This window comes from Micromonospora globbae (assembly GCF_003610785.1).
In the GTDB taxonomy this organism is placed as follows: Bacteria; Actinomycetota; Actinomycetes; order Mycobacteriales; family Micromonosporaceae; genus Micromonospora; species Micromonospora globbae.
Map to the genome: position 1 here is coordinate 212,922 of NZ_RAQQ01000005.1, position 25,879 is coordinate 238,800.

The window sequence follows — 25,879 nt, forward strand, 5'->3', positions numbered from 1 at the left end:
CAACGTAGCGGTCGGTGATCGTCGGGGAGGCGTGATGACGGCGGGCGGCATCGTCGACTCCCGCCCCGCCGCGCGCCGCGATGCGGCCCCGGTCTCCGGTCCGCCGGTGGCCGCCGGACCCACCGGTCGTACGCCGTCGCCGCGGATCGCGGTCCGCCGGTCCGCGCGTGTCCGGGCGGGTCAGATCGCCGCCGCGCAGGTGGCGCTGGCGCTGCCGGTGGCCGCCCTCGGCCGGGGGCCCGGGCTGCTGGTGGGCGCCACGTCGGCAGCCGCGCTGCTGCTGGCGCTGGCCTGGCTGCCGGTCCGGGGCCGCTGGCTCTTCGAGTGGGCGGCGAGCGGGCTCGGTTACCTGACCCGACGCCGGGCCCTGCCCGCGCAGGCCCCACCGGCCGCCCTGCTCGACCTGGTCGACCCCGGTGCCGCCGTCCGTCCCGCGGAGCTGGCCGGCGCGCCCGCCGCCGTGCTGGACGACGCGACGGGCCTCGTGGCCCTGCTGGAACTCGGTGATCCGGGCGACCTGCTCGGCGACGGGCACCGGCCGCTCCCGGCGCCCTCGGCGCTCCTGCCGTCCGCCCCGGCGGACGCGCCGCCGATCCGGATCCAGCTCGTGGTCACGGCGCTGCCCGCACCCGCCGTGGGCGGTGCGGCCGGCACGTCCTACCGGCAGTTGACCGACGGGCGGTTGCCCGGCCGGGAGCGGGCCGTCCTCGCGGTGCGCGCGTTGCGGGTCGACGGATGGTCGCCGGAGGAGCTGCGCCAGGCCCTCGCGGGTGCCGTCCGCCGGATCGTGCGGCGGCTGCGGCCGCTCGACGCACGTCCGCTCGGCGTCACCCCCGCACTGCGGTTGCTCACCGAACTGGCCCATCACGAGGGCGGACCCGTCCGTGAGGAGTGGACGGTCGTGCGCACCGGCGAGCTGCACCAGGCCACCTTCGGGCTGGAGCGGTGGCCCGACGTGCCCGACGACCGGCCCGGGCGGCTCGTGGCCCGGCTGCTGGCCCTGCCGGCCGCCGCCACGACCGTGTCGCTCCACGCCGGCCCGGCGGCCGGCGGCGAGACGCTTGCCGTACGCCTCGCGGCCGGGTCTCGCCACGCGCTGTCGATCGCGGCGCAGGAGCTGGACCGGCTCGTCACGGCGCTCGGCGGGCACGCCCGCCGGTGGGACGGCGCGCACGCGCACGGGTTGGCCGGCACACTGCCGCTGGCGCTGGGCGGGCCGCCAGTCGGCTCCGGGCCGGCACCGGACGCACTGGACCTGACGCTGGGCGCGGCCGGGCTGATGATCGGCACCAACCGGCACGGCGCCGCGCTGACCGTCCGGCTGTTCCGCCCCGAGGGCACGCGGGTGGTGGTGGTCGGCGGCGTACGCGTCGCGCAGCTCGTGGTGCTGCGGGCGCTGGCGCTCGGCGCCCGCGTGGTGGTGCGGACCGCGCGGCCACGGGTGTGGGAGCCGTTCGTGCGTGGCGTCGGCACGCCGACCGGGTCCATCCCGCTGCTGCCACCCGGCCGGCCGGTCCCCACCGGGGCGGGCACCCCGCTGGTTCCGCTGCTCGTGGTGCTCGACGCGGGCCCGGTGCCGGCCGGCGCCGAACCGGAACGACCGTGGGGGTCGACGCTCGTGGTACGCGACGAGCTCACTCCGTCCGACGTGGACGCCCTGGGCCGCGCCGACCTGGCCGTGCTGCAACCCCTGCACCCCGGCGAGGCCGCGCTGGCCGGCACCGCGCTCGGGCTCGGCGACTCGGCGCAGATGCTGACCCGGATCCGGGACGACATGGTGGCGGTCGTCAACCGTCGGGCGCTTCGGTGGGCGCGGCTCTCGCTCACCCCGGTCGAGGCGCATCTCGTCGGTCACCCGTCCCGCCGGTTCCCGTTGGCGCCCACCCTCCCGGTTTCCGGGGAAGCCGCACCCGCTCCGGGCTGTCAGCCGTGATGCCGGCCGCCGCCCACGCATCCACCGATCGCCCGGCCGCCGGCCGCACGGCGCGTTGTCGGCCGCCCACCGACCGCGCTCGACGGATCTTCACGGGTTCCGCCGGTGGTCGCCGCATGGCACGATCCCCGCCATGGGTTTTCTGAAGGGCCTTCTGATCCGGCTGGCCACCACGGCGCTCGCCTTCTGGTTGGCGACCCTGCTCATTCCCGGCATCACCCTGGACGCGGACTCCGTCGCCGGGACGGTCACCACCCTGATCCTGGTGGCGGCGATCTTCGGCGTGGTCAACGCGGTGCTCCAGCCGATCATCAAGACCGTCGGCTGCGGCTTCTACCTGTTGACCCTCGGCCTCATCGCGCTGGTCGTCAACGGCCTGCTCTTCCTGCTCACGAGCTGGATCGCCGGCGAGGCCGGGCTGCCGTTCCACGTGGACGGCTTCTGGCCGGAGGCGGTGCTCGGCGCGCTCCTCGTCAGCGTCGTGACCTGGATCCTCGGCGCCGTCCTCGACCGCGACTGACCGGCACCGGAGCACCCCGCCCCGGCTGGGCCGCCGCGAAGCGCTCCGTGGCGGCGGACGACCGCGCGACCCGGAGGGCGCTGCGGGCCTGGAGCGCGCCGCGACGACCAGACTGCGGGAATTGGCCCCCGCGGTGACCGGCCGGCGGGGTTACCGTCTCGGGATGTTCACCCTGACCCGTGACGACGGTTACCTGCTCAGCACCGATCCCGACCGGCTCGACCTGGCCCGGGTACACCAGTGGCTCAGCGCCGACGCGTACTGGGCGATGGGGCGCGACCGGGACACGGTGGAGCGGGCCTTCGCCGGGTCGATTCCGTTCGGCGTCTACCGGCCCGGCGACGGCCGGCAGGTCGCCGTCGCCCGGGTGGTCACCGACCGGGCGACGTTCGCCTGGCTGTGCGACGTCTACGTCGACCGGACCGAGCGTGGGCGCGGCCTCGGCACCTGGCTGGCCGGTGCGGTCCGGGACCACCTGGCCGACCTGGGCGTACGGCGCATCGTGCTGGCCACGAACGACGCGCACGGCGTGTACGCGAAGGTCGGCTTCACGCCGGTGCTTCCGGAGCGCTGGATGGAGTACGACGGGCGCGACAGTCAGGTGACGCCCGTCACCGGACATGAGTCAAACGGCGGGTCACCCCTTACGGTGGAGGCGTGACACCGCAGCGTCTGGGATATCTCTACGGCTTCGGCGCGTACCTGCTCTGGGGTTTCTTCCCGATCTACCTCAAGCTGCTGCGACCCGCCGGGCCGCTGGAGATCCTGGCCCACCGGATCGTGTGGTCGGTGGCCTTCGTGGCGCTGCTGCTCGCCGCCCAGCGCAACATCGGTTTCCTGCGGGCGCTCGCGCGGCGGCCCCGCGCCCTCGCGGGGATCGGCGCCGCGGCGGCCCTCATCGCCGTGAACTGGGGCACCTACATCTACGGCGTCAACTCCGACCGGGTCGTGGAGACGGCGCTCGGCTACTTCATCAACCCGCTCGTGGTCGTCCTGCTCGGCGTGACCGTGCTGCGTGAACGGCTCCGACCGGCGCAGTGGGTGGCGCTGGGCGTCGGCGGCCTGGCCGTGGCGGTGCTGACCGTCGACTACGGGCACGTGCCCTACCTCGCGCTCACCCTCGCGCTCAGCTTCGGCGGTTACGGCCTCGTGAAGAAGCGGCTCGGCCTGCCCGCGGCGGAGGGGCTCTTCGTCGAGTCGGCGGTCCTGGCGCTCCCCGCGCTCGGCTACCTCGGCTGGCTCGCCGCGAGCGGCGACGCCGCCTTCGGGCACGTCTCCGCCGGGCACACCGCGCTGCTGGTGCTGGCCGGCGCGGCCACGGCCGTTCCGCTGCTGCTCTTCGCGGGTGCCGCCAACCGGTTGCCGCTGACCGGCCTCGGCATGCTCCAGTACCTCGCCCCGATCCTCCAGCTCGGCTGCGGCGTGCTGATCTTCCACGAGCCGATGCCGCCGGCCCGGCTGGCCGGTTTCGCGCTGGTCTGGCTCGCGCTGATCGTCTTCACCGTCGACGCGCTGCGCCAGACCCGTCGGGCCCGCGCCGCCTCCCGGCTGGCAGCCGCGGTCCCCGAGCCCGCCCCGCCCCCCTCCGCGATCTTGCACTTCCTGCCCCGGCAAACCGGGCAATAGCCCCGTATCAGGGGCCGAAACTGCAAGATCGCGGAGGGTTGCGGCGCCGAGGGCTCAGCGGACGTCGTAGGTCAAGACCGGGGTGCCGTCGGCGCGCAGCAGCTCCAGGCGGACCAGTTCGGCACCGGTGAACCGCGTGACGCCGGTGAACCGCACGTCGTCGCCGGGCGCGGCCAGCCAGGACCCGACCTGCTCCGTGGCGCCGTCCGGGCCGTGCGCCACCAGCCGGAAGGTGTACGCCCTGGCGTAGCCGGCGCGACGCTCGTACCCGCAGTGCATGGTCACCTCGGTGCCCCAACCGGTGCCGGTCAACCCCACCTCGGCGTGCACCGGGACGGTGCCGGCCACCGGCTGCATGGCAACCATCCGCACCTGCTCGGCGGGCGGGGCGGTCTCCCGGGGCGCCACGACGGCCGCACCGACGCCCGCCACCAGGGCCAGCCCCGCCGCGGCGAGGGCCGTCAACGCGTACCGCCGGCGGTTGGCGGCCCGCTCGCGGCGTCGCCGTTCGCGGGCCTCGTCGAGCAGCGCCGGCAGCGACGGACCCGACGTGGGCACGAGGAACTGCTCCAGCCCGGCCGGGTCGAGCCGGCCGAGCAGCCCGGGCAGCACGGCGATCTCGGCGACCGCCTCGCGGCACTCCGCGCACCCGGCCAGGTGCCGCTCGTACGCGGCCCGCTCGGCGGGGGCGAGCGCTCCCAGCACGTACGCGCCGTCGTCGTGCGCGAACTCGCACCGGGTCATCCCGTCACCCCCATCTCCGCCAGGACCAACCGTAGTGAGCGCAGCGCGTAGTGCGTCCGGGACTTCACCGTGCCCGGCGGCACGCCCAACCGGGAGGCCGCCTCGGCCACCGACCGGCCCTGGTAGAAGCACTCGACGAGCACCTCACGGTGGGTCGGGCTGAGCCGGTTCAACGCCTCGGCGACGGTCCACGCCTCCACGGCGCGTTCGGCCTCGTCCACGACCTCCGGCGGCTCGGGCAGTTCGTCGGTGTAGACCTCACCGACGCGGGTGGCCCGCCGCCGCCACGCGTCGATCGCCAGGTTCCGTGCCGTGGTGAAGAGCCAGGCGCGGACGGAGCCACGCCGCGGGTCGAGCGACTCGGGGTGCCGCCAGGCGCGCAGCAGCGTCTCCTGCACCAGGTCCTCGGCGCGCTGCCGGTCGCCGTTGACCAGCCGCAGGGCGTGGGCGTACAGCGCCTCCGCGTGCTCGTCGTGCAGCGCGCGGAGCAGGTCGGCGTCGTGGTCGCTGATGGCGGTCTCCTCGCTTCCGTCGCGAGTCCGACGGTGCGTTCGCCCGGGAATACGCGCGGCCACCGCGATCGGTTCAGTCCGAGGTCAGCACGGCTGCGCCACCGGCCGTCCCGGCGAGGTGTTCACGCCCGGTTCACGTTCACGCCGACGGTCGCTCATCACGCCCTCCTAGCGTCCCGCCGGTACGCCCACAACGTCGGGCCCCGCACACCACCATGACCCCTCGTCAGGAGGCTCCCCATGACTGACCGCCCCCGGCTGCTCCCACTGCTGGGCAGCACCCGCCACGGCAGCCGTGACGCCATGACCTGTCTCTACCGCTGTGGCAACGCCTGCGACCACCCCGTGCCGAACACATCGGACAACGCGTACTTCGGCGACGTCGTGAACGCCGAGGTCTCCCGGCGCGGCGTCGTCCGGGCCGGCGCGGTCGGCGCGCTGGTGCTCGGCTTCGGCGGCGCGGCGGCCGGCGCGCTGGCCGGCGCGGCCCCCGCGGCGGCCGCCGGCGCGGCGACCGCTGGTACGGCGGCCCCCGCCCGCGCCGGCCGCCCGGGCGGTGGGGTCGGCAACGGCGCGCTGACCTTCACGCCGATCCCGCCGAACAAGCTCGACACGCTCGTGGTGCCGAACGGGTACGACCACGCCGTCGTCATCAAGTGGGGTGACGAGGTGGTGCCCGGCGCGCCCGAGTTCGACCTCCACCGGCAGACCGCCGCGGCGCAGGCGAAGCAGTTCGGCTACAACAACGACTTCGTCGGTGTGCTGCCGCTCGACAAGCACGGCCGGCGGGCGCTGCTCGTGGTCAACCACGAGTACACCAACGAGGACCTGATGTTCCCCGGCTTCCCGGGCCTGGACAACCTCTCGGTGGAGCAGATCCGCGTGGCGATGGCCGCGCACGGCATGTCCGTCGTGGAGTTGGAACGCGTCGACGAGACCGGGCAGTGGCGCCCGGTCGGCAAGGGCCGCCGGCCGTACAACCGGCGGGTCACCGCACTGGGCACGACCTTCGACCTCACCGGCCCGGCGGCGGGCTCGGCCTGGCTGCGTACGGCGGCCGACCCCAAGGGCCGCACGGTCGTCGGCACGCTCAACAACTGCGCCGGCGGGGTGACCCCGTGGGGCACGGTGCTCTCCGGCGAGGAGAACTTCAACCAGTACTTCGTCGGCGGCGACGGCGCGCCGGCCGAGCTCAAGCCGAAGCTGGAGCGCTACGGGATCCCGACCACCACCCGCTACCCGAGCGGCAGCCGGAAGTGGGACCGCGCCGACGAGCGCTTCGACCTGGCCCGGCACCCGAACGAGGCGCACCGCTTCGGGTGGGTCGTCGAGATCGACCCGTTCGACCCGGAGAGCCGCCCTCGCAAGCACACCGCGCTGGGCCGGTTCAAGCACGAGGGCGCCAACGTGATCATCGCGAAGAGCGGTCACGCGGTGGCGTACATGGGTGACGACGAGCGGTTCGACTACCTCTACAAGTTCGTCTCGGACAAGAAGTTCATGCCGGGCGACTCGGCGGTGGCCCGCCGGCACAACCTCACGCTGCTGGAGTCCGGCACGCTCTACGTCGCGAAGCTGGAGGGCAACAGCGCCGGGGAGATCGACGGCTCCGGCACGCTCCCCTCCGACGGCGCCTTCAACGGCCGGGGTCGCTGGATCAGGCTGGTGAGCGGCAACCGCTCGTACGTCGACGGAATGACCGCCGCCGACGTGCTCACCTTCACCCGGCTCGCCGGCGACAAGGTCGGCGCGACCAAGATGGACCGTCCCGAGGACGTCGAGCCGAGCAGGCTCACCGGCAAGGTGTACGTGGCGCTCACCAACAACACCAACCGGGGCGTCGGCAGCAACCCGAAGGCGGACGAGGCCAACCCGCGCAACGCCAACAAGCACGGGCAGATCCTCGAACTCGTCGAGGACCGGGGCGACAACAGCGCCGAGACGTTCGCCTGGTCGCTGCCGATCGTCTGCGGCGACCCGAGCGACCCGTCGACGTACTTCGCCGGGTACGACAAGACCAGGGTCTCGCCGATCTCCTGCCCGGACAACGTCGCCTTCGACGCCACCGGCAACCTCTGGATCTCCACCGACGGCAACGCGTTGGGCAGCAACGACGGCCTCTTCGCCACCGCCCTCGAAGGACCGGAGCGGGGTCACCTGAAGCAGTTCCTCACGGTGCCGCTCGGTGCGGAGACCTGCGGCCCGTTCATCACCGAGGACAACCGGTCGGTCTTCGTGGCGGTCCAGCACCCGGGTGAGATCACCGGCGCGTCGGTCGAGAAGCCCGCCTCCACCTGGCCGGACGGCGACTTCGCCAAGCCGGGCGTGGTCGTCACCTGGCGTCTCGACGGCCGCCCGGTGGGCAGCTGACCTTCTCCGGCGGTCCGGCAGCGGACCGCCCCGCGGGGCCCTCTCCCAGCCGGGGGGAGGGCCCCGTGGCGTACGCCGGTCAGTGCTCGGCGGCGATGCTGTCGGCGACCGCCCGGGCCGCGGTGAGCAGTTTGGCGCGGACCACCCGGGCGGAGGTCATCATCTCGCTCGCCGGCAGCGCGCACGCGAGCACGGCGCGGCGTTCCATGTCCTTGTCGGGACTCACGAGCACGGCGGCGCACGCGACGCCCTGGCGGAACTGCCCCAGCTCCAGCTGCATGCCGCGCCGCTCGCCGGCGGCCAGGTCGGCCTCGAATGCCTCGGCGGTGGTGAGCGTGGCGGTGGTGAACGGCCGCATGCCGTACTCGCGCAGATAGCGGAAGCGCTGCTCGGCCGTCAGTGTGGCGAGCAGCGCCTTGCCGAGCGCGGTGGCGTGCGCCCCCTCGTCGAAGCCGGGGACCAGGTCCTCCAGGTACGGTGACCGCGGCCCCTCGGCCATCGCGGTGATCGCCACCTGCCCGCCGACGAACCGTCCCAGGTAGTGGCTGTAGCCGGTCTCCGTGGCGGCCCGGCGCAGCGTCTCCCCGACCGCGGGCGGCCCGCGGAAGGCGGCCACGAGTTCCCGGTACCGGTCGGCGACCTCCAACCCCACGATGTAGGTGCCGTCCTCGCGCCGGATCACGTAGCCCTCGTACGCCAGGGTCCGGACAAGGTGGTAGGTCGTGGCGACGGTCAGCTCACACCGCCGGGCGATCTGCTTGACGGTCAGGCCCTTGGGGGCACGACCGACCGACTCGAGCACTCGTAGCGCGCGGGAGACGCTGCGGATCAGATCCGAAGGTTCCGCCAAGGGGTCGCGCACAACCACCTCCGCCGCCGGGGACTTACACCATATGAAATTCCGCGCTCCTGCGGAACGACTGTTCGGTTCGAGGATGCCAGATCCTCATCGACGCCCCGTACTCCGACGGACACGATCCGTGGTCCCGCGAGGGCTGGCGTAGGTTTGCCTGACGATGACCGAGATCGCCGCCACCCCCCTCGCCGACCCCGCGCCCACCCGACCGGTACGGGCCAGCGCCAGCGCCATCGCCGTCACGATCGCCTGCGTCCTGCCCGTCTTCCTGGTCGGGGGCCTCGCCGTCCAGCTCGGTGACGACCTGCACTTCTCCCCCGCCGGCCTCGGCCTCGCCGTGTCCGTCTACTTCGGGGTGGGCGCGCTCGCCTCGGTGCCGTCCGGTGCTCTCGCCGAGCGGTACGGCCCGGCGGTGGTCGCCCGCGCCGGCATCCTGCTCTCGGCCGTCTGCCTGCTGGCCATCGCCACGCTGGCCCGCTCCTTCCCCGTCCTGCTCGGCCTGCTCGCCGTCAGCGGCACCGCCAACGCGCTCGGCCAGCTCGCCAGCAACGCCGCCCTCGCCCGGCACGTCCCGCCGCACCGGCAGGGGCTCTCGTTCGGTGTCAAGCAGGCGGCCATCCCGGTCTCCACCCTGCTCGCGGGCGCCGCCGTACCGACCATCGCCCTCACCGCCGGGTGGCGCTGGGCGTTCGTCGCGGCGGCGGCGGCCGCGCTGACCGCCCTGCTGGCCGTGCCCGCCCGGGAGGCCGGTGCGGCGCGGCGGTCCGGCGGCACGAGGGCCGGCCGGGGCACCGGCGCCCTGGTGGTCGTCGGCGTGGCCGCCACGCTGGCCGCGGGGGCCGCCAACGCGCTGGGCACCTTCGTGGTCGACTCCGCCGCGGCACGCGGCCTCGCACCGGGGCTGGCCGGACTGACGTTGACGCTGGGCAGCGCCGTCTGCGTGGCGGCGCGGGTCGGCTCCGGATGGCTCGCCGACCGCCGCTCCGGCGGGCACGTGGCCGTCATCGCCGGCATGCTGCTGGTCGGCGCGGCCGGGCTCGGGCTGCTCGCCGTGGCCGGCCCCCTGCCGCTGGTGGCCGGCGTCGTGCTCGGCTTCGGCCTCGGCTGGGCCTGGCCGGGGCTCATGAACTTCGCGGTGGTCCGGCTGCACCCGCAGGCACCGGCCGCCGCCACCTCGATCACCCAGACCGGGGTGTACGCCGGCGGCTGCCTCGGCCCGCTCGGTCTCGGCGCGGTCGCCGCCCGGGCCGGCTACCCGGCCATGTGGGGCACCGCGGCGGTGTCGATGCTGCTGGCCGCCGCACTCATGCTGACCGGCAGCCGCCTCCTGACCCGCCCCCATCCCTGACCCGCTGACCCGCTGACCCGCTGACCCGCGTCGATCATGAGGTTGGCGGGCGGAACGATCTCCGAATCCCCCGTCAACCTCATGATCACCGGGGTGAGCCGGCCGGGGTGAGCCTGCTGGGGAGGGCGCGCCGGGGCGGGCGGTGGTCAGCTGGTGCGGTCGGCTACGAAGTCGCAGAGGGACTCGAGCGCCCGGCGGGCCGGGCTGTCGGGCAGCGGCGCGAGCTTGGCCCGGGCGTCCTCGGCATAGCTGCGAACCGTCTCGCGTGCCCGCTTCAGGGCCGGGCTCTCCCGCAGCAGGCCGAGCGCCTCGGCGTGCAGGTCGTCGTCGGTGACCGCGCCCGCGGCGAGGATCTCCCGCAGCCGTACGGACGCGGCGTCGGAGTCGTCGCCCGCCCGCGCGTACAGCACCGGCAGCGTGGGCACGCCCTCGCGCAGGTCCGTGCCGGGTGTCTTGCCCGACTGGACCGACTCGGAGGCGATGTCGAGCAGGTCGTCGGAAAGCTGGAAGGCGACGCCGACCGTCTCGCCGTAGCCGGCCAGCGCCTCGATGTGTTCCGGTGTCGCACCGCCGAACATGCCGCCGAAGCGCGCCGACGTGGCGATCAGGGAGCCCGTCTTCCCGGCGATCACCTGCAGGTAGTGGGCCACCGGGTCCTCACCGGGACGCGGGCCGACGGTCTCGGCGATCTGACCGTGCACCAGCCGGGAGAACGTGCGCGCCTGCAGGCGTACGGCCTCGGTGCCGAGGTCGGCGGCGATGTCCGCGGCCCGGGCGAAGAGGTAGTCGCCCACGAGGATCGCTACCGAGTTGGTCCACCGCGAGTTGGCGCTGGGGGCGCCCCGGCGGACGGCCGCCTCGTCCATCACGTCGTCGTGGTAGAGCGTCGCCAGGTGGGTGAGCTCCATCACGACCGCGGCCGGGACGACCTGCGGCGCGGTCGGGTCACCGAACTGGGCGCCGAGGGCCACCAGGAGGGGCCGGAACCGCTTGCCGCCGGCCTCGACGAGGTGCCGGGCGGCCTCCGTGACGAACGGGTCGGCGCTCGCCACGCTGGCGCGCAGTTCCGTCTCGACGTCGTCCAGCACGGACAGCACGGACTCCTCGAGGCGTGGATCGGCGAGATAGAGGCCGAGCGCCCCGAACTGACCCGCACCCTGCCGGCTCCGACGGCCGCCGGAGCCGGTGGCACCTGTACCCTCGCCTGCCGGATTCACCACGCCTCAACCATGCCACACGCGTTCGAGCAGCACGGACGGGGGATGCGTGCCCGCGACCGGCACGACGGCCGGGTCGGAGCCGGCGCATACGACGGGGGCCGGTACGCCACCGCGTACCGGCCCCCTGTCACGGCGAGCGTCATCTGACGAATTCGGCGGCGCCGGTCGCCAGGTCGAGCAGCGGGGCCGGGGCGACGCCGAGGACCAGGGTGGCCACCACCCCGATCATGAGCGCGGCCGAGGTGAGCCCGCCCGGCACCGCGACGGTCGGGGTGGAGTCGCCCGGCTCGGAGAGCCACATCATCACCACGACCCGCAGGTACGGGAAGGCCAGCACCATGCTGGTCAGCACACCGGCGACCACCAGCCACGCCCGTCCCTCGGCCAGCGCCGGCCCGAAGACCGCGAACTTGCTCGTGAAGCCGCTGGTCAGCGGGATACCGGCGAACGCCAGCAGGATGAACGTGAACAGGCTGGCGTAGAACGGCGACCGCCGGCCCAGCCCGGCCCAGCGGGACAGGTGGGTGGCCTCCCCGTCGCCGTCGCGGACCAGGGTCACCACGGCGAACGCGGCCAGCACCGAGAAGCCGTACGCCACGAGGTAGAACATCGTGCCGGAGAGGCCGTCCTTCGACGGGGCGAGCACCCCGACCAGGAGGTAGCCGGCGTTGGCGATCGACGAGTACGCCAGCAGCCGCTTGATGTCGGTCTGGGTCACCGCGAGCACCGCGCCGACCAGCATGGTGAGCACCGCCACCACGCCGAGCACCGGCGTGAAGTCCCAACTGGCGCCGGCGAAGGCGACGTGGAAGACCCGGAGCAGGGCGCCGAACGCGGCGACCTTGGTGCAGGCCGCCATGAACCCGGTGACCGGGGTGGGCGCGCCCTGGTACACGTCCGGCGTCCAGACGTGGAACGGCGCCGCGGCCGCCTTGAACAGCAGGCCGATGGCGAGCAGCGCCATACCGGCGAAGAGCAGCACCCGGCTGGACGGCGAGTCGCTCACCGCCGCGTTGATCGTGGCGAAGTCGACCCCGGCCGAACGGCCCGGCGTACCGGCCGTGAAGCCGTAGATCAGGGCCACACCGAACAGGAAGAAGGCGGAGGCGTACGCGCCGAGCATGAAGTACTTCAGCGCCGCCTCCTGGCTGAGCAGCCGCCGGCGGCGGGCCAGCGCGCAGAGCAGGTAGAGCGGCAGCGAGAAGACCTCGAGCGCGATGAACATGGTCAGCAGGTCGTTCGCCGCCACGAAGATCAGCATGCCGCCGATGGCGAACGTGGTGAGCGGGTACACCTCGGTGGCCCCGTTGGCGCTCTCGGCCTGCCGGCGGTCCTCGACGGACTCGGCGGTGATCGCCGCGTGGGCCACGAAGGCGCCGCCCCGCTCCACGACGCGCTCACCGATCAGCAGCAGCGCCATGGCGGCGAGGACGAGGATGCCGCCCTGGAGGAACAGCGTCGGCCCGTCCACGGCGATCGCCGTGCCGGCGGTGAGCAGCCGGTCGTCGGCGTTGAGCACCACCATGGTCAGCGCGGCGAGCACCGCGAGCAGCGCCAGCGACAGCTGCACCAGGTGCCGCCGGTGCCGCGGTACGAACGCCTCGACCAGGATGCCGACCAGCGCGGCACCCAACATGATCAGGATTGGGGCGAGCGCCGCGTAGTCGATCGACGGCAGCTTCAGTTCGGTCACTTTGAAGCCTCCTGGACGGTGCCCACCGACGGGGCGGGGTCGGTCCGGCCGATGTCGTCCATGGTCGCCTGGACGGCGGGGTTGATCACATCGGTGACCGGCTTCGGGTAGAAGCCGAGCAGCACGATCAGCGCGATCAGTGGCGCGACCACGACCTTCTCGCGCAGGTTGAGGTCACGGCGCATCCCGTCGACCTCGGTCAGCGCCGGGTTGAGGGTGCCCTGGGTGGTGCGCTGCACCATCCACAGGACGTACGCGGCGGCCAGGATGATGCCCAGGGTGGCGATCACGGCGACCGGCTTGTTCACGGTGAACGCGCCGATCAGCACCAGGAACTCGGAGATGAACGGCGCCGTGCCGGGCAGCGCGAGCGAGGCGAGACCGGCGAAGAAGAGCACGCCGGCCAGCACCGGCACCAGCTTGCCGGCGCCGCCGAAGTCGCTGATGAGGGCCGAGCCGCGGCGCGCGATCAGCATGCCCACCACGAGGAAGAGCAGGCCGGTCGCGAGACCGTGGTTGACCATGTACAGCACCGCGCCCGTGCCGGCCTGGGTGGTGAAGGCGAAGATACCCACCCCGATGAAGCCGAAGTGCGCGATCGAGGTGTAGGACACCAGCCGCTTGAGGTCGTTCTGTCCCACGGCCAGGAGCGCCGCGTAGATGATGCCGATCAGCGCGAGCGCGAGCGCCCACGGGGCGAACCACTTGGCGGCGTCCGGGAAGAGCGGCAGGCAGTAGCGGAGGATGCCGAACGTGCCGACCTTGTCGAGCACACCGACCAGCAGGGCCGCCGCGCCGGCCGGGGCCGCGCCACCGGCGTCCGGCAGCCAGGTGTGGAACGGGAAGAACGGCGCCTTGATCGCGAACGCGACGAAGAAGCCCAGGAACAGCCAGCGCTCGGTGCCGGTGGAGATGTCCACCTGCGACAGCGCCTGCCAGTCGAACGTCTTCCCGCCGACCACCCACAGGCCGATCACCGCGGCGAGCATGAACAGGCCGCCGACCAGCGAGTAGAGGAAGAACTTCACGGCCGCGTACTGGCGCTGGTGGCCGCCGTAGCTGCCGATGAGGAAGTACATCGGCACCAGCATGACCTCGAAGAACACGTAGAACAGGAAGACGTCGGCGGCCGCGAAGACGCCGATCATCGTGCACTCGAGGACGAGCAGCAGCGCGAAGTAGATCGGCACGGAGCGCTTCGACGACTCGGCGTCGTGCCACGACGCCAGGATCACCAGCGGCACCAGCACCGCGATCAGCATCAGCATGACCAGCGCGATGCCGTCGGCCGCGAAGGTGAAGTGGACGCCCCAGTTCGGGATCCACGGGTACGACTCGCGGAACTGGAAGCGGTCACCCCCGACCTTGAAGGTGATCCACATCAGCACCGAGAGCACCAGCACGAGCAGCGACCAGACGAAGGCCACCTGCTTGGCCAGCTCCGGGCGGCGCCGCGGCAGGAGGGCCACCACGAGGGCGCCCACCAGCGGCGCCACGGTCAGCACCGAGAGGAACGGGAAGTTGGACATTATGCGGCCTTACCTCCGTCGTCACTGCGTGGTCCGCCGGCGGGGGCGGCCGGGAAGAGGTCGATCACGCCAGCCACCCCGCCTGTACGGCCAGGAACGCCGCCACCACGAGCAGCGCGCCGGTCAGGATCGAGGTCGCGTACGACCGGACGAAGCCGGTCTGCAGCCGCCGGAGCCGGCCGGAGCCGCCGCCCACACCCGCGGCGAGGCCGTTGACCAGCCCGTCGATGCCCCGGTTGTCGAGGTAGACCAGGGCCCGGGTGAGGAAGATGCCCGGCTTCTCGAAGACCGCCTCGTTGAAGGCGTCGGTGTAGAGGTTGCGGCGGGCGGCGGTGACCACCACACCGGCCGGCTGCGGCGCCGTGGCCGTGCCGTTGCGGAACAGGAACCAGGCGAGCCCCGCGCCGAGGACGGTCACCAGGAGCGACAGCGTGGTGATGAGGGCGTGCGGCAGCACCGACTCGTGCTCCCCGTGCTCGCCGCCGAGCCCCGCGGTCGCCGTCAGCCAGTCCGGCACCGAGGTGGACAGCAGGAAGCCCGCCCCGACCGAGCCGATCGCCAGCAGGATCAGCGGGATCGTCATCAGCTTCGGCGACTCGTGCGGGTGGTCGATGTCCTCGGTCCACCGCGCCGGCCCGTGGAAGGTGAGCACGAAGAGCCGGGTCATGTAGAACGCGGTGAGCCCGGCGCCGAGCAGCGCCGCCCCGCCGAAGAGCCAGGCCGTCCAGTCCTCCCGCGCGAACGCGGCCGCGATGATCGGCTCCTTCGAGAAGTAGCCGGAGAACGGGAACATGCCGATGATGGCGAGCCAGCCCATCATGAACGTGATCCAGGTGATCTTCATGTGCTTCGACAGCCCGCCGAAGCGGCGGATGTCCACCTGGTCCTTCATGCCGTGCATGACGGAGCCGGCGCCGAGGAACATGTTGGCCTTGAAGAAGCCGTGCGCCAGCAGGTGCACGATCGCCAGGGCGTACGCCCCGCCGCCGAGGCCGACGCCGAGGAACATGTAGCCGATCTGGCTCACCGTCGACCAGGCCAGCACCCGCTTGATGTCGTCCTTGGCCGCGCCGATGATGCAGCCGATCAGCAGCGTGAGCGCACCGACGCTGACCACCACGAGCTGGAGGGTCGTGTTGGCCGAGAAGATCGGGTTGGACCGGGCGATGAGGTAGACGCCGGCGGTGACCATGGTCGCCGCGTGGATGAGCGCGGAGACCGGGGTCGGGCCCTCCATGGCGTCCGGCAGCCACGCCTGGAGCGGGAACTGGCCGGACTTGCCGGTCGCGCCGAGCAGCAGGAGCAGGCCGAGCACCAGTACGGTGCCGCCGGCCAGTGCGCCGACGCCGGAGAAGACCTCGTCGTACTGGGTCGTGCCGAGGGTGGCGAACATGATGAAGATCGCGATGGCGAGGCCGGCGTCACCGACCCGGTTCATCAGGAACGCCTTCTTGCCGGCGGTGGCCGCGCTCGGCCGCTCGTACCAGAAGGAGATGAGCAGGTACGACGCGAGACCGACGCCCTCCCAGCCGACGTACAGCATCACGTAGTTGTTGCCGAGCACCAGCAGCAGCATGGCGGCGACGAACAGGTTGAAGTACCCGAAGAACCGCCGGCGACCGGCGTCGTGCGCCATGTACTCGACCGCGTAGAGGTGGATCAGGAAACCCACCCCGGTGATCAGCAGGACGAAGACCGCGGACAGCGGATCGAAGAGCAGGCCGAAGTCCACCCGGAGCCCGCCGACCGCGATGAAGTCCCACAGGCTCAGCTCGACCGACTTGTTCTCCAGTCCGCGGAGCTGGAAGAACGAGGCGAGGCCGAGGACGAACGACGCCCCGATCGCGGCCACGCCGAGCCAGTGCCCCCAGCGGTCGGCCCGCCGGCCGAGCAGCAGCAGGATCGCCGCGCTGACCAGCGGGATCGCCACCAGCAGCCAGACGCTGCCGAGCAGACCGTCCGCCGTCGCGTAGGTGACGGCCCCTGCCGGCTCCGCCGGGGCGTTCGTCAGAATCTCTCCCACCGCAGGCCCCTCTAGTACTTGAGCAGGTTGGCGTCGTCGACGCTCGCCGAGCGCCGGGTCCGGAAGATCGCCATGATGATCGCGAGCCCGACCACGACCTCGGCCGCGGCCACCACCATCACGAAGAACGCCATGATCTGGCCGTTGAGGTCACCGTTGATCCGGCTGAAGGTGACCAGCGCCAGGTTGGCCGCGTTGAGCATCAGCTCGACGCACATGAACAGCACGATCGCGTTGCGGCGGATGAGCACCCCGGCGGCGCCGATGGTGAAGAGCACCGCCGCGAGGACGAGGTAGTAGTCCGGTGTCACTTGTCCGTACCCTTCGGCGAGGCCTCCTGCGCGGTCAGCTCGCGGAGCGGCAGGATCTCCGGCGTGCTCCGCTCGGTGAACCGGCCGTCCGGCAACCGGGCCGGGGTCGCCACCGAGCTGGAGGTGGCGAAGACACCCGGGCCGGGCTTGGGGCCGGGGTAGTTGCCGGGCCGGAAGCGGGCCTTCATGGTGGCGATCTGGTCCATCTTGTCCTGCTTGCGCCGCTCGATGTGCGCCAGCACCATGGCGCCCACCGCGGCCGTGATCAGCAGCGCCGAGGTGAGCTCGAAGGCGAAGACGTACTTGGTGAAGAGCAGGCGCGCGATGCCCTGCACGTTCCCGTCGGCGTTGGCCTGGGTCAGGCCCACCGCCGTGGTGCCCTCCAGCGCCCGGTAGACACCGCCGCCGACGAGCCCCGCGAAGCCGAGACCGAGCAGCACGGCGGCCGCCCGCTGCCCGCGCAGCGTCTCGATCAGCGAGTCCGACGAGTCCCGCCCGACGAGCATCAGCACGAACAGGAAGAGCATCATGATCGCGCCGGTGTAGACGATGATCTGCACCATGCCGATGAATGGCCCGGCCTGCAGGACGTAGAACACGCCCAGGCAGAGCATCGTCAGCACCAGCCAGAGCGCCGAGTGCACGGCGTTGCGGGCGGCCACCATCCCGATCGCGCCGATCAGCGCGAGCGGGGCGAGGATCCAGAAGGTGACCTCCTCGCCGCCCGACACCCCGCCCGCCGCGGCCAGCACGGTCTGCGTGGTCATGTTCACTCCCCCTTGCCGGCGGCGGCCCGCTGGGCGTGCTGCTCGGCGCCCGGGAAGGTCACACCGGGGTGCTCCTCCACCTGGTACCGGCCCGGGCTGTTCGCCGCGCGCTCCGCACCGGCCGACGTGCCCGGGTTGGTGAGCCCGCCGACGTAGTAGTCCTTCTCGCTGTCGCCGAGCCGCATCGGGTGCGGCGGCTGCTCCATGCCGGGCAGCAGCGGCGCGAGCAGCTGCTCCTTCGTGAAGATCAGGTCCTGCCGGTTGTCCCGGGCCAGCTCGTACTCGTTGCTCATGGTGAGCGAACGGGTCGGGCAGGCCTCGATGCAGAGCCCGCAGAAGATGCACCGCGCGTAGTTGATCTGGTAGACGCTCGCGTACCGCTCACCCGGCGAGAAGCGCTGCTCCTCGGTGTTGTCGCCACCCTCCACGTAGATCGCGTCGGCCGGGCAGGCCCAGGCGCACAGCTCGCACCCGATGCACTTCTCCAAGCCGTCCGGGTGCCGGTTGAGGATGTGCCGCCCGTGGTAGCGCGGCGCCGAGACCGGCGGCTTGAACGGGTAGTCGGTGGTGACCACCTTCCTGAACATGTGGGAGAAGGTGACCCCGAAGCCCTTGAACGTTCCGGTGATCGCGCCCACGTCACACCTCCCTGGACTCCGGGCCGGCAACGGTGTTGGCCGGCTCCCGCTCGGCGACCACGCGCCTGGTGCGCGGGCTCGGTGGAACCTGAAGGTCCATCGGCGGCAGCGGGAAGCTGCCGTGCGGACGGTTGTTGACCTGCTCCTGGACGGTCGGCCTCGGCTGCGGCTTGCGGCTCGGCCAGAACAGCGTGGCGAGCAGCAGCAGGCCGGCCGGGATCCCGACGGCGATCAGCTTGCCGCGGGTGTCCCAGTCCTCGATCGACCGCAGGCCGCTGAGGACGAGGATCCAGACCAGGTTGATCGGCAGCAGCACCTTCCAGCCGAAGCGCATGAACTGGTCGTAGCGCAGCCGGGGCAGCGTGCCGCGCAGCCAGACGAACACGAAGACGAGCATGATGACCTTGCCGAAGAACCACAGCATCGGCCACCAGCCGGAGTTCGCGCCCTCCCAGAGCGTGATCGGCCACGGCGCCCGCCAGCCACCGAGGAACAGCGTCACGGTGACCGCCGACATGGTCACCATCGACACGTACTCGGAGAGCATGAAGAGCGCGAACTTCAGCGAGCTGTACTCGGTCATGAAGCCCGCCACCAGCTCGGACTCCGCCTCCGGCAGGTCGAACGGCGCCCGGTTCGTCTCGCCGACGATGGCGATGAAGAAGATGACGAAGCTCGGCAGCAGCAGGATCGCGTACCAGCCGGGCGCCGGGATCTCCGTCCCGAACACGGTGACCCGGGTGGCGTCACCCTGCGCGGCGACGATCCCGCTGGTGCTCATCGTGCCGGCCGTCATGAAGACCGCCACGATGCTGAGCCCCATCGCGACCTCGTACGAGATCATCTGGGCGGTGGACCGCAGACCGCCCAGGAGCGGGTACGTGGAGCCGGACGCCCAGCCGCCGAGCACGATGCCGTAGATGCCCATCGAGGAGCAGGCCAGTAGCACGAGCACCGCCACCGAGACGTCGGTGACCTGCAGCGGCGTCCAGTGGCCGAAGATGCTCACCATCGGGCCGAACGGCACCACCGACAGCGCGGTGACCGCGCAGATCACCGAGATCGTCGGCGCGAAGAAGTAGACGACCTTGTCGGCGGCCCGCGGCAGGATGTCCTCCTTGAAGGCCATCTTCAAACCGTCGGCCAGCGTCTGGAGCAGGCCGAGCGGGCCGACCTGGTTGGGGCCGGGCCGCACCTGCATGAAGCCGACCACGCGCCGCTCGAACCACACGCCGAGCAGGGTGGCCAGCACCGCGAAGACGAAGGCGAAGAGCACCTTGCCGACGACCAGCCACCACGGGTCCCGGCCGAAGTCGGCCAGGGTCGGGTCCTGGGCCAGGTAGATCGCTCTCACTGGACGCCCCCTCCGTTCACGACAGGGGCCGCCGTGGCGGCCGAGATCCGCACCACCGTGCCGGAGGTCGCGCCGAGGCTGCGCCGGACGGTCGCGCCGGGCGAGTTGGTCGGCAGCCAGACGACGCCGTCCGGCATCTCGGTGATGGCGACCGGCAGCGTCAGCGCGCCCCGGTCGGTGCCGACCGTGACCGCGTCGCCGTCCGCGACGCCGAGCGCCTCGGCGGTGCCCTTGCCCAGCCGGACCAGCGGCGGGCGGGCGGTGCCGGCGAGGTGCTCGTCGCCGTCGAGCAGGCTGCCCAGGTCGATGAGCTGGTGCCAGGTGGCGAGCACCGCCTCGCCGGCGCCCGGCTGCGGCACGGCGGCCGGCTCCACGGCCGGGGCGGCGGGGCGGGTCGTCCGGGTCGGCGGAAGCGAACCCAGCTCCCGACGGATGCTCGGCACGTCGCCGGTGCCGAGCCGCACGTCGAGCTGGGCGGCGAGCGCGTCGAGCACCCGGGCGTCGGTCATCGCGCCGGTCTGCAGCACCGCCTCGAAGGTGCGCAGACGCCCCTCCCAGTCCACGAAGCTGCCGGCCTTCTCGTCCACCGGGGCGACCGGGAACACCACGTCGGCGCGCCGGGCCACGGCGCTGTTGCGGAGCTCCAGGCTGACCAGGAACGGCACGGTGTCCAGTGCCTGCTCCGCGAGGCGCGGGTCGGCCAGGTCGGCCGGGTCGACGCCGGCCACGACCAGGGCGCCGAGCTGCCCGTTGGCGGCGGCCGTGATGATGCCGTCGGTGTCGCGGCCGGCCTGGCTCGGGATCACGCCGGCCGGGATGTCCCACGCCTCGCCCAGCTCGGCGCGGGCGGCCGGCTCGGTGACGAGCCGCCCGCCGGGGAGCAGGTTCGGCAGGCACCCGGCGTCGACGGCGCCTCGGTCACCGGCGCGCCGCGGCACCCAGGCCAGCTTCGCGCCCGTACGCCGTGCGACGTCGGCGGCGGCGGACAGACCACCCGGCACCTCGGCGAGCCGCTCGCCGACGATGAGGATGGCGCCCTCGGCGCTCAGCGCCTCGGCGACCGTGGCGTGCTCGGCGAGCACGCTGGCCTCCTCGCCCGGCACCACCCGGGCGAGCTTGGCGCCGAGCTTCTCCAGGCCGCGGGTGGCGAACGGGGCGATCGCGTACACCGTCAGCGTCTTCTTCAGGTACGCCTTGCGCAGCCGCAGGAAGAGGACCGGGCACTCCTCCTCCGGCTCCAGCCCGACCAGCACGGCGGCCGGCGCCTTCTCGACGTCGGCGTACGTCACGTCGGTGACGCCGGCGACCGAGCTGGCCAGGAAGTCGGCCTCCTCGCGGGAGACCGGCCGGGCGCGGAAGTCGATGTCGTTGGTGTTCAGGGCGACCCGCGCGAACTTCGCGTACGCGTAGGCGTCCTCGACGGTCAGCCGGCCGCCGGTGAGCACCGCCGTGCCCTGCCCGGCGTCCCGGGCGGCGCGCAGCCCCTCGGCGGCCACGGCGAGGGCCTCGCTCCACGACGCCTCCCGCAGCTCACCGGTGCGCTCGTCGCGGACCAGCGGCGTGGTGAGGCGGTCGAAGGCGCGGGTGTACTGGAAGCCCCACCGCCCCTTGTCGCAGTTCCACTCCTCGTTCACCGTCGGGTCGTCGCCGGCAAGGCGGCGCAGCACCTTGCCCCGCCGCCAGTCGGTGCGCTGGGCGCAGCCGGCCGAGCAGTGCTCGCACACGCTCGGGCTGGAGACCAGGTCGAACGGGCGGGCCCGGAACCGGTACTGGGCGCCGGTCAGCGCGCCGACCGGGCAGATCTGCACGGTGTTGCCGGAGAAGTAGGAGTTGAACGGCACGTCGCCGGTGTCGCCCTCGGCGCCGTACGCGTCGTCCCGGTAGATGTTGATCTCCTCGGCGGACGACCGGTTCATCAGGTCGATGAACTTGTCGCCGGCGATCTCCTCGGAGAACCGGGTGCACCGCTGGCAGAGCACGCAGCGCTCCCGGTCGAGCAGCACCTGGGTGCTGATCGGCAGCGGCTTCGGGTACTCCCGCTTGTGCTCGTGGAACCGGGAGTCGGTGCGCCCGGTCGACATGGCCTGGTTCTGCAGCGGGCACTCGCCGCCCTTGTCACACATCGGGCAGTCGAGCGGGTGGTTGAGCAGCAGCAGCTCCATCACACCCTCCTGCGCCTTCTTGGCGACCGGGGAGGTGAGCTGGGTGCGGACCACCATGCCGTCGGCGACCGTCTGCGTGCAGGAGGCGACGGGCTTGCGCTGTCCCTCCACCTCGACGAGGCACTGCCGGCACGCGCCGGCCGGCGCCAGCAGCGGGTGGTCGCAGAACCGCGGGATCGCGATGCCCATCTGCTCGGCGACCCGGATCAGCAGCGCCCCCTTCGGAGCGGTGACCTCGACGCCGTCGATGGTGAGGGTGACCGTGTCGGTCTTCTTGGCTACGTCGGTCATCAGAGTCGCCTTCCACTCGCGACTGTGCCTGCGTCTGCTCGCGACTGCGAGGCTCGCTGCGCTCTCTCCTCGCGCTCGCGGCTGGGACTCGCAAGCTCGTTCCTCGCGCTCATCAGTGGGCCCCTACCAGGGTCTTCTCCGACAGCTTCGGAGCGGTGCGGCCCTCGATGTAGTCGAGGTAGTCCTGCTTGAAGTACTGCAGCGACGAGGTCACCGAGCTGGTCGCGCCGTCGCCCAGACCGCAGAACGAGCGCCCGAGGATGTTGTCGCAGGTGTCGAGCAGGGTGTCCAGGTCCTCGTAGGTGCCCTGGCCGGAGAGGATCCGCCGGTACACCCGGACCATCCAGTAGTTGCCCTCACGGCACGGCGTGCACTTGCCGCACGACTCGTGGTGGTAGAACTCCAGCCACCGGTACGTCGCGTAGACCGGGCAGTCCTGGTCGGAGAAGATCTGGGTGGCCGTGGTGCCGAGGATCGAGCCGGCCGCCGCCACGGACTCGAAGTCGAGCGGCACGTCCAGGTGCTCGGCCGTGAGCAGCGGCGTCGACGAGCCGCCCGGCGTCCAGAACTTCAGGTTGTGCCCCGGCTGCATCCCGCCGGCCAGTTCGAGCAGCTCGCGCAGGGTGATGCCCATCGAGCACTCGTACTGGCCTGGGTTCACGATCCGGCCGGAGAGCGAGTAGATCATCGGCCCGGAGGACTTCTCCGTGCCCATGGTCTTCCACCACTCGGCGCCGCCCAGCACGATGTAGGGCACGCTCGCGATGGTGCCGACGTTGTTGACCACCGTCGGGCTCGCGTACAGGCCGTGGGTCGCCGGGAACGGCGGGCGGAGGCGGGGCTGACCCCGGAAGCCCTCCAGCGAGTCGAGCAGCGCCGTCTCCTCGCCGCAGATGTACGCCCCGGCGCCCGAGTGCACCACCAGTTCGAGGTCGAAGCCCGAGCCGAGGATGTTGCGGCCGAGGTAACCCTTGGCGTACGCCTCCTGCACGGCGTTGCGCAGCCGCCGCGCGGCGTGCACGGCCTCGCCCCGGATGTAGATGTACGCGCGGTTGGCGCGGATCGCGTACGAGGCGATGATGACGCCCTCGACCAGCGAGTGCGGGTCGTACGTCATCAGCGGCAGGTCCTTGCAGGTGCCCGGCTCGCCCTCGTCGGCGTTGACGACGAGGTAGTGCGGCTTCCCGTCACCCTGCGGGATGAAGCCCCACTTGAGACCGGTGGGGAAGCCGGCACCGCCGCGCCCCCGCAGCCCGGAGTCCTTCACCAGCTGGATCAGGTCGTCCGGGTGGGCCTTGAGCGCCTTGCGCAGCGCCGCGTAGCCGTCCAGCTTCTCGTAGGTGCCGATCCGCCAGGCGTCCGGCGACAGCCAGCGCTTGGTGAGCACCGGCGTGAGCTTCGCCAGCGTCTCCGGCCGAGGAGTGGTCACTTCTGGCCCCCCGTCTCGCTCGCGACGGCCGGGCCGGTGCCCGTGGCACCCTTCCCGGCCTCCGCTTCCTTGAGGTTGCGCTCCTGCGCCCCGGCCTCGTCGCCGGCGGGCTTGCCGTCACCGGCCGGCGGGTTGGCGGCCGCGCCGGCGGCCTCCGCCTCCTGCGCGTCGCGGGGCGCCGGCGGCACCGGGTCCGAGGGGACCTTGGTGCCGGGGGCGTCCGGCACGGCCGTGGCCGCGTCGGGCTGCCGGGTCTGGGCCGTACGCACCTGCGGCGAGGTGTCGTCGGGCGCCTTGACGTCCCGCGTCGTGCTGCCGGCGGCCTGCTCCGGCGTCGCCGTCTCGACCCCGGTCGGGGCCGACGCGCCGTCACCGCCCTTGGCCTGGACGGCCGGGGCGGCGGGCTCCGCCTTGGCCTTCTCGGCCTCCGCCCGGGCCTTCGCCTCGGCGGCGGCCTTCTCGGCCTCGGCCTTGCTGCGGATCGGGGTGTTCGGGTCGAAGCCCGGCACCGAGATGCCGTGCTGCTGCGCCAGGCGCAGGCCGCGCAGGCTCGGCTCGCCCGGTCCGCCGTCGGCCACCGCGCCCTCCCGCTCGTCGGCGAAACCGGCGAGCTGGACGGCCATCTCCTTGAGCGTGCAGAGCCGGGCGCCCCGGGTCGGCATCGGCCGGCCACCGGCGCGCAGCTCGTCGACCACACCGACCGCCGTCTGCGGGTCGACGTTGTCGAAGAAGTCGTAGTTGACGGTCATGACCGGGCCGTAGTCGCAGGCGGCCAGGCACTCCGCGTGCTCCAGGGTGATCTTCCCGTCGGCGGTGGTCTCGTCGTGGCCCACGCCGAGGTGCTCGGAGAGGGTGTCGTAGACCTCCTGGCCGCCGAGCACGTTGCACATGGTGTTGGTGCAGACGCTGACCAGGTAGTCACCGGTCGGCCGGCGCTTGTACATGGTGTAGAAGGTGGCCACGGCGCCGACCTGGGCCTTGTTCAGCCCCAGCACCTCGGCGCAGAACTCCACGCCCGCCGGGGAGACGTACCCCTCCTCGGCCTGCACGAGGTGCAGCAGCGGGAGCAGGGCCGAGCGGGACCGGTCCGCCGGGTACCGGGCGATGATCTCCCGCGCCCGCGCCCGCGTCTCTTCAGTGAACACAGTCATCAGAGCCGCCTTCCGTTCGCGACTGCGGGGCTCGCAAGCTCACTCCTCGCACTCACCGGTCACAACCACCCATCACGGGGTCCAGGGAGGCGCCGCCGGCGATCACGTCGGCGATCAGGCCGCCCTCGGAGATCGCCGGGAGGGCCTGGAGGTTGACGAAGCTCGGCTCCCGGTAGTGCACCCGGTACGGCCGGGTGCCGCCGTCGGACACCGCGTGGACGCCCAGCTCGCCGCGGGGCGACTCGATGGCGACGTACACCTGGCCGGGCGGGACCCGGAAGCCCTCGGTGACCAGCTTGAAGTGGTGGATGAGCGACTCCATCGACTGGCCCATGATCTTCGCGACGTGCTCGAGCGAGTTGCCCATGCCGTCGATGCCGATGGCGAGCTGCGCCGGCCAGGCGATCTTGCGGTCGGCGACCATCACCGGGCCGGGCTTGGCCAGCCGGTCCACCGCCTGCTCGACGATCTTCAGCGACTCCCGGATCTCGGCCAGCCGGACCTGGTAGCGGCCCCACACGTCGCCGTCGGTGTGCGTCGGGACGTCGAACTCGTACGTCTCGTAACCGCAGTACGGCATGGTCTTGCGCAGGTCCCAGGCGAGACCGGCGGAGCGCAGGACCGGGCCCGTGACGCCCAGCGCCAGGCAGCCGGTCACGTCGAGCACCGCGACGTTCTTCGTCCGCTCGATCCAGATGGGCTGGCCGGAGAGGAGGTCCTCGTACTCCTTGAGCCGCTTCGGCATCAGCTTGAGGAACTCGCGGATCTTGATGATCGCGTCCTCCGGCACGTCCTGTGCCACGCCGCCGGGGCGGACGTACGCGTGGTTCATCCGCAGACCCGTGATGATCTCGAAGATCTCGAGGATGTACTCCCGCTCGCGGAAGCCGTACAGCATGATCGAGATCGCGCCGAGCTCCATGCCGGTGGTGGCGATCCAGACCAGGTGCGAGGAGATCCGGTTGAGCTCCATCATGAGCACCCGGATGGTGTTGGCCCGCTCGGTGATGTCGTCGCTGATGCCGAGCAGCTTCTCCACCGCGAGCGCGTACGCCGTCTCGTTGAACAGCGGCGACAGGTAGTCCATGCGGGTCACGAACGTGCTGCCCTGGACCCAGGTGCGGTACTCGAGGTTCTTCTCGATACCGGTGTGCAGGTAGCCGATGACCGAGCGGGCCTCGCGGACCGTCTCGCCCTCCAGCTCCAGGATCAGCCGCAGCACGCCGTGGGTGGACGGGTGCTGCGGACCCATGTTGACGACGATCCGCTCGTCGTTGATCGGGTCGGTGCCGGAGACGACCGTGTCCCAGTCCCCACCGGTGACGGTGAAGACCTTGCCCTCGGTGGTCTCCCGCTCGGTCGCGTAGTTGGAAGTGGTCATTTCAGCCCTCCGATCGGGACT

General features: G+C 72.2%; 21 protein-coding genes. 6 read left to right on the forward strand and 15 right to left on the reverse strand.

Annotation, left to right across the window (positions count from 1 at the left end; translation table 11 throughout):
- Positions 1 to 34: 34 nt before the first annotated feature.
- The 4 genes from eccE to rarD all read left to right on the forward strand — a co-directional run bounded on the left by eccE (position 35) and on the right by rarD (position 4,079).
- Positions 35 to 1,933, forward strand: coding sequence for a type VII secretion protein EccE (gene eccE / locus D7I43_RS08980; RefSeq protein ID WP_120327953.1), 1,899 nt, complete (start codon positions 35 to 37; stop codon positions 1,931 to 1,933).
- 133 nt (positions 1,934 to 2,066) lie between these two features.
- A complete protein-coding gene (locus D7I43_RS08985; RefSeq protein ID WP_120327954.1) occupies positions 2,067 to 2,453 on the forward strand; it encodes a phage holin family protein in 387 nt (128 codons plus the stop codon).
- A 163-nt stretch (positions 2,454 to 2,616) separates the two neighbouring features.
- Positions 2,617 to 3,114: a GNAT family N-acetyltransferase gene (locus tag D7I43_RS08990; protein WP_120328074.1), complete on the forward strand. Its 498-nt coding sequence runs from the start codon at positions 2,617 to 2,619 to the stop codon at positions 3,112 to 3,114.
- On the forward strand, positions 3,111 to 4,079 hold the full coding sequence (gene rarD, locus D7I43_RS08995; protein ID WP_120327955.1) for an EamA family transporter RarD: 969 nt from the start codon (positions 3,111 to 3,113) through the stop codon (positions 4,077 to 4,079). The genes D7I43_RS08990 and rarD overlap by 4 nt, the downstream gene beginning before the upstream one ends.
- Before the next feature lie 54 nt (positions 4,080 to 4,133).
- Here rarD and D7I43_RS09000 read toward each other — a convergent pair whose 3' ends face one another.
- Positions 4,134 to 4,823: an anti-sigma factor family protein gene (locus D7I43_RS09000; protein ID WP_120327956.1), complete on the reverse strand. Its 690-nt coding sequence runs from the start codon at positions 4,821 to 4,823 to the stop codon at positions 4,134 to 4,136.
- A complete protein-coding gene (locus tag D7I43_RS09005; RefSeq protein ID WP_120328075.1) occupies positions 4,820 to 5,335 on the reverse strand; it encodes a sigma-70 family RNA polymerase sigma factor in 516 nt (171 codons plus the stop codon). Before D7I43_RS09005 ends, D7I43_RS09000 begins: the two co-directional genes overlap by 4 nt.
- A 240-nt stretch (positions 5,336 to 5,575) precedes the next feature.
- Here D7I43_RS09005 and D7I43_RS09010 point away from each other — a divergent pair, with 240 nt between their 5' ends.
- Positions 5,576 to 7,705, forward strand: a complete 2,130-nt coding sequence (locus D7I43_RS09010; protein WP_120327957.1) for a PhoX family protein — start codon at positions 5,576 to 5,578, stop codon at positions 7,703 to 7,705.
- Between the two features lie 79 nt (positions 7,706 to 7,784).
- Here the strand turns inward: D7I43_RS09010 and D7I43_RS09015 are convergent, their stop codons facing one another.
- On the reverse strand, positions 7,785 to 8,567 hold the full coding sequence (locus D7I43_RS09015; RefSeq protein WP_120327958.1) for an IclR family transcriptional regulator: 783 nt from the start codon (positions 8,565 to 8,567) through the stop codon (positions 7,785 to 7,787).
- Between the two features lie 154 nt (positions 8,568 to 8,721).
- On the opposite strand from D7I43_RS09015, the gene D7I43_RS09020 reads away from it, so the two are divergent.
- Positions 8,722 to 9,909 (forward strand): MFS transporter, encoded by a 1,188-nt coding sequence (locus tag D7I43_RS09020; protein WP_120327959.1) that lies wholly within the window; start codon positions 8,722 to 8,724, stop codon positions 9,907 to 9,909.
- Positions 9,910 to 10,055: 146 nt separating this feature from the next.
- Here the strand turns inward: D7I43_RS09020 and D7I43_RS09025 are convergent, their stop codons facing one another.
- From D7I43_RS09025 to D7I43_RS09080, 12 genes are all read right to left on the reverse strand, one after another.
- A complete protein-coding gene (locus tag D7I43_RS09025) occupies positions 10,056 to 11,129 on the reverse strand; it encodes a polyprenyl synthetase family protein (RefSeq protein WP_120327960.1) in 1,074 nt (357 codons plus the stop codon).
- A gap of 139 nt (positions 11,130 to 11,268) precedes the next feature.
- Positions 11,269 to 12,822 carry an NADH-quinone oxidoreductase subunit NuoN gene (gene nuoN / locus D7I43_RS09030; RefSeq protein WP_120327961.1) on the reverse strand — a complete coding sequence of 518 codons (1,554 nt, stop codon included), beginning with the start codon at positions 12,820 to 12,822 and terminating at the stop codon, positions 11,269 to 11,271.
- A complete protein-coding gene (locus D7I43_RS09035; protein ID WP_120327962.1) occupies positions 12,819 to 14,351 on the reverse strand; it encodes an NADH-quinone oxidoreductase subunit M in 1,533 nt (510 codons plus the stop codon). The genes nuoN and D7I43_RS09035 overlap by 4 nt, the downstream gene beginning before the upstream one ends.
- Positions 14,352 to 14,415: 64 nt before the next feature.
- The gene (gene nuoL, locus D7I43_RS09040; protein WP_120327963.1) at positions 14,416 to 16,374 is read right to left on the reverse strand and encodes an NADH-quinone oxidoreductase subunit L; all 1,959 of its coding nucleotides are present in this window, start codon (positions 16,372 to 16,374) and stop codon (positions 14,416 to 14,418) included.
- A gap of 11 nt (positions 16,375 to 16,385) precedes the next feature.
- Entirely contained in the window at positions 16,386 to 16,685 is a 300-nt protein-coding gene (nuoK, locus tag D7I43_RS09045; protein ID WP_120327964.1) for an NADH-quinone oxidoreductase subunit NuoK, read from the reverse strand.
- Positions 16,682 to 17,452: an NADH-quinone oxidoreductase subunit J gene (locus tag D7I43_RS09050; RefSeq protein ID WP_120327965.1), complete on the reverse strand. Its 771-nt coding sequence runs from the start codon at positions 17,450 to 17,452 to the stop codon at positions 16,682 to 16,684. Before D7I43_RS09050 ends, nuoK begins: the two co-directional genes overlap by 4 nt.
- A 2-nt stretch (positions 17,453 to 17,454) precedes the next feature.
- Positions 17,455 to 18,090, reverse strand: a complete 636-nt coding sequence (gene nuoI / locus D7I43_RS09055; protein ID WP_120327966.1) for an NADH-quinone oxidoreductase subunit NuoI — start codon at positions 18,088 to 18,090, stop codon at positions 17,455 to 17,457.
- A gap of 1 nt (position 18,091) precedes the next feature.
- A complete protein-coding gene (gene nuoH, locus D7I43_RS09060) occupies positions 18,092 to 19,444 on the reverse strand; it encodes an NADH-quinone oxidoreductase subunit NuoH (protein WP_120327967.1) in 1,353 nt (450 codons plus the stop codon).
- Positions 19,441 to 21,897, reverse strand: coding sequence for an NADH-quinone oxidoreductase subunit G (locus tag D7I43_RS09065; RefSeq protein WP_120327968.1), 2,457 nt, complete (start codon positions 21,895 to 21,897; stop codon positions 19,441 to 19,443). The genes nuoH and D7I43_RS09065 overlap by 4 nt, the downstream gene beginning before the upstream one ends.
- 112 nt (positions 21,898 to 22,009) lie before the next feature.
- Positions 22,010 to 23,326, reverse strand: a complete 1,317-nt coding sequence (gene nuoF, locus D7I43_RS09070) for an NADH-quinone oxidoreductase subunit NuoF (RefSeq protein WP_120327969.1) — start codon at positions 23,324 to 23,326, stop codon at positions 22,010 to 22,012.
- On the reverse strand, positions 23,323 to 24,477 hold the full coding sequence (nuoE, locus tag D7I43_RS09075) for an NADH-quinone oxidoreductase subunit NuoE (RefSeq protein WP_120327970.1): 1,155 nt from the start codon (positions 24,475 to 24,477) through the stop codon (positions 23,323 to 23,325). Before nuoE ends, nuoF begins: the two co-directional genes overlap by 4 nt.
- 52 nt (positions 24,478 to 24,529) lie before the next feature.
- Positions 24,530 to 25,858: an NADH-quinone oxidoreductase subunit D gene (locus D7I43_RS09080; protein ID WP_120327971.1), complete on the reverse strand. Its 1,329-nt coding sequence runs from the start codon at positions 25,856 to 25,858 to the stop codon at positions 24,530 to 24,532.
- Between the last annotated feature and the right edge of the window lie 21 nt (positions 25,859 to 25,879).

Coding starts and splice junctions, on each gene's coding strand:
- D7I43_RS09010 (WP_120327957.1), top strand. CDS start 5,576: ATGACTGACCGCCCCCGGCTGCTCCCACTGCTGGGCAGCACCCGCCAC.
- D7I43_RS08985 (WP_120327954.1), top strand. CDS start 2,067: ATGGGTTTTCTGAAGGGCCTTCTGATCCGGCTGGCCACCACGGCGCTC.
- nuoE (WP_120327970.1), bottom strand. CDS start 24,477: ATGACTGTGTTCACTGAAGAGACGCGGGCGCGGGCGCGGGAGATCATC.
- D7I43_RS09065 (WP_120327968.1), bottom strand. CDS start 21,897: ATGACCGACGTAGCCAAGAAGACCGACACGGTCACCCTCACCATCGAC.
- eccE (WP_120327953.1), top strand. CDS start 35: ATGACGGCGGGCGGCATCGTCGACTCCCGCCCCGCCGCGCGCCGCGAT.
- D7I43_RS09020 (WP_120327959.1), top strand. CDS start 8,722: ATGACCGAGATCGCCGCCACCCCCCTCGCCGACCCCGCGCCCACCCGA.
- D7I43_RS08990 (WP_120328074.1), top strand. CDS start 2,617: ATGTTCACCCTGACCCGTGACGACGGTTACCTGCTCAGCACCGATCCC.
- D7I43_RS09000 (WP_120327956.1), bottom strand. CDS start 4,823: ATGACCCGGTGCGAGTTCGCGCACGACGACGGCGCGTACGTGCTGGGA.
- D7I43_RS09080 (WP_120327971.1), bottom strand. CDS start 25,858: ATGACCACTTCCAACTACGCGACCGAGCGGGAGACCACCGAGGGCAAG.
- D7I43_RS09050 (WP_120327965.1), bottom strand. CDS start 17,452: ATGACCACGCAGACCGTGCTGGCCGCGGCGGGCGGGGTGTCGGGCGGC.
- D7I43_RS09035 (WP_120327962.1), bottom strand. CDS start 14,351: ATGTCCAACTTCCCGTTCCTCTCGGTGCTGACCGTGGCGCCGCTGGTG.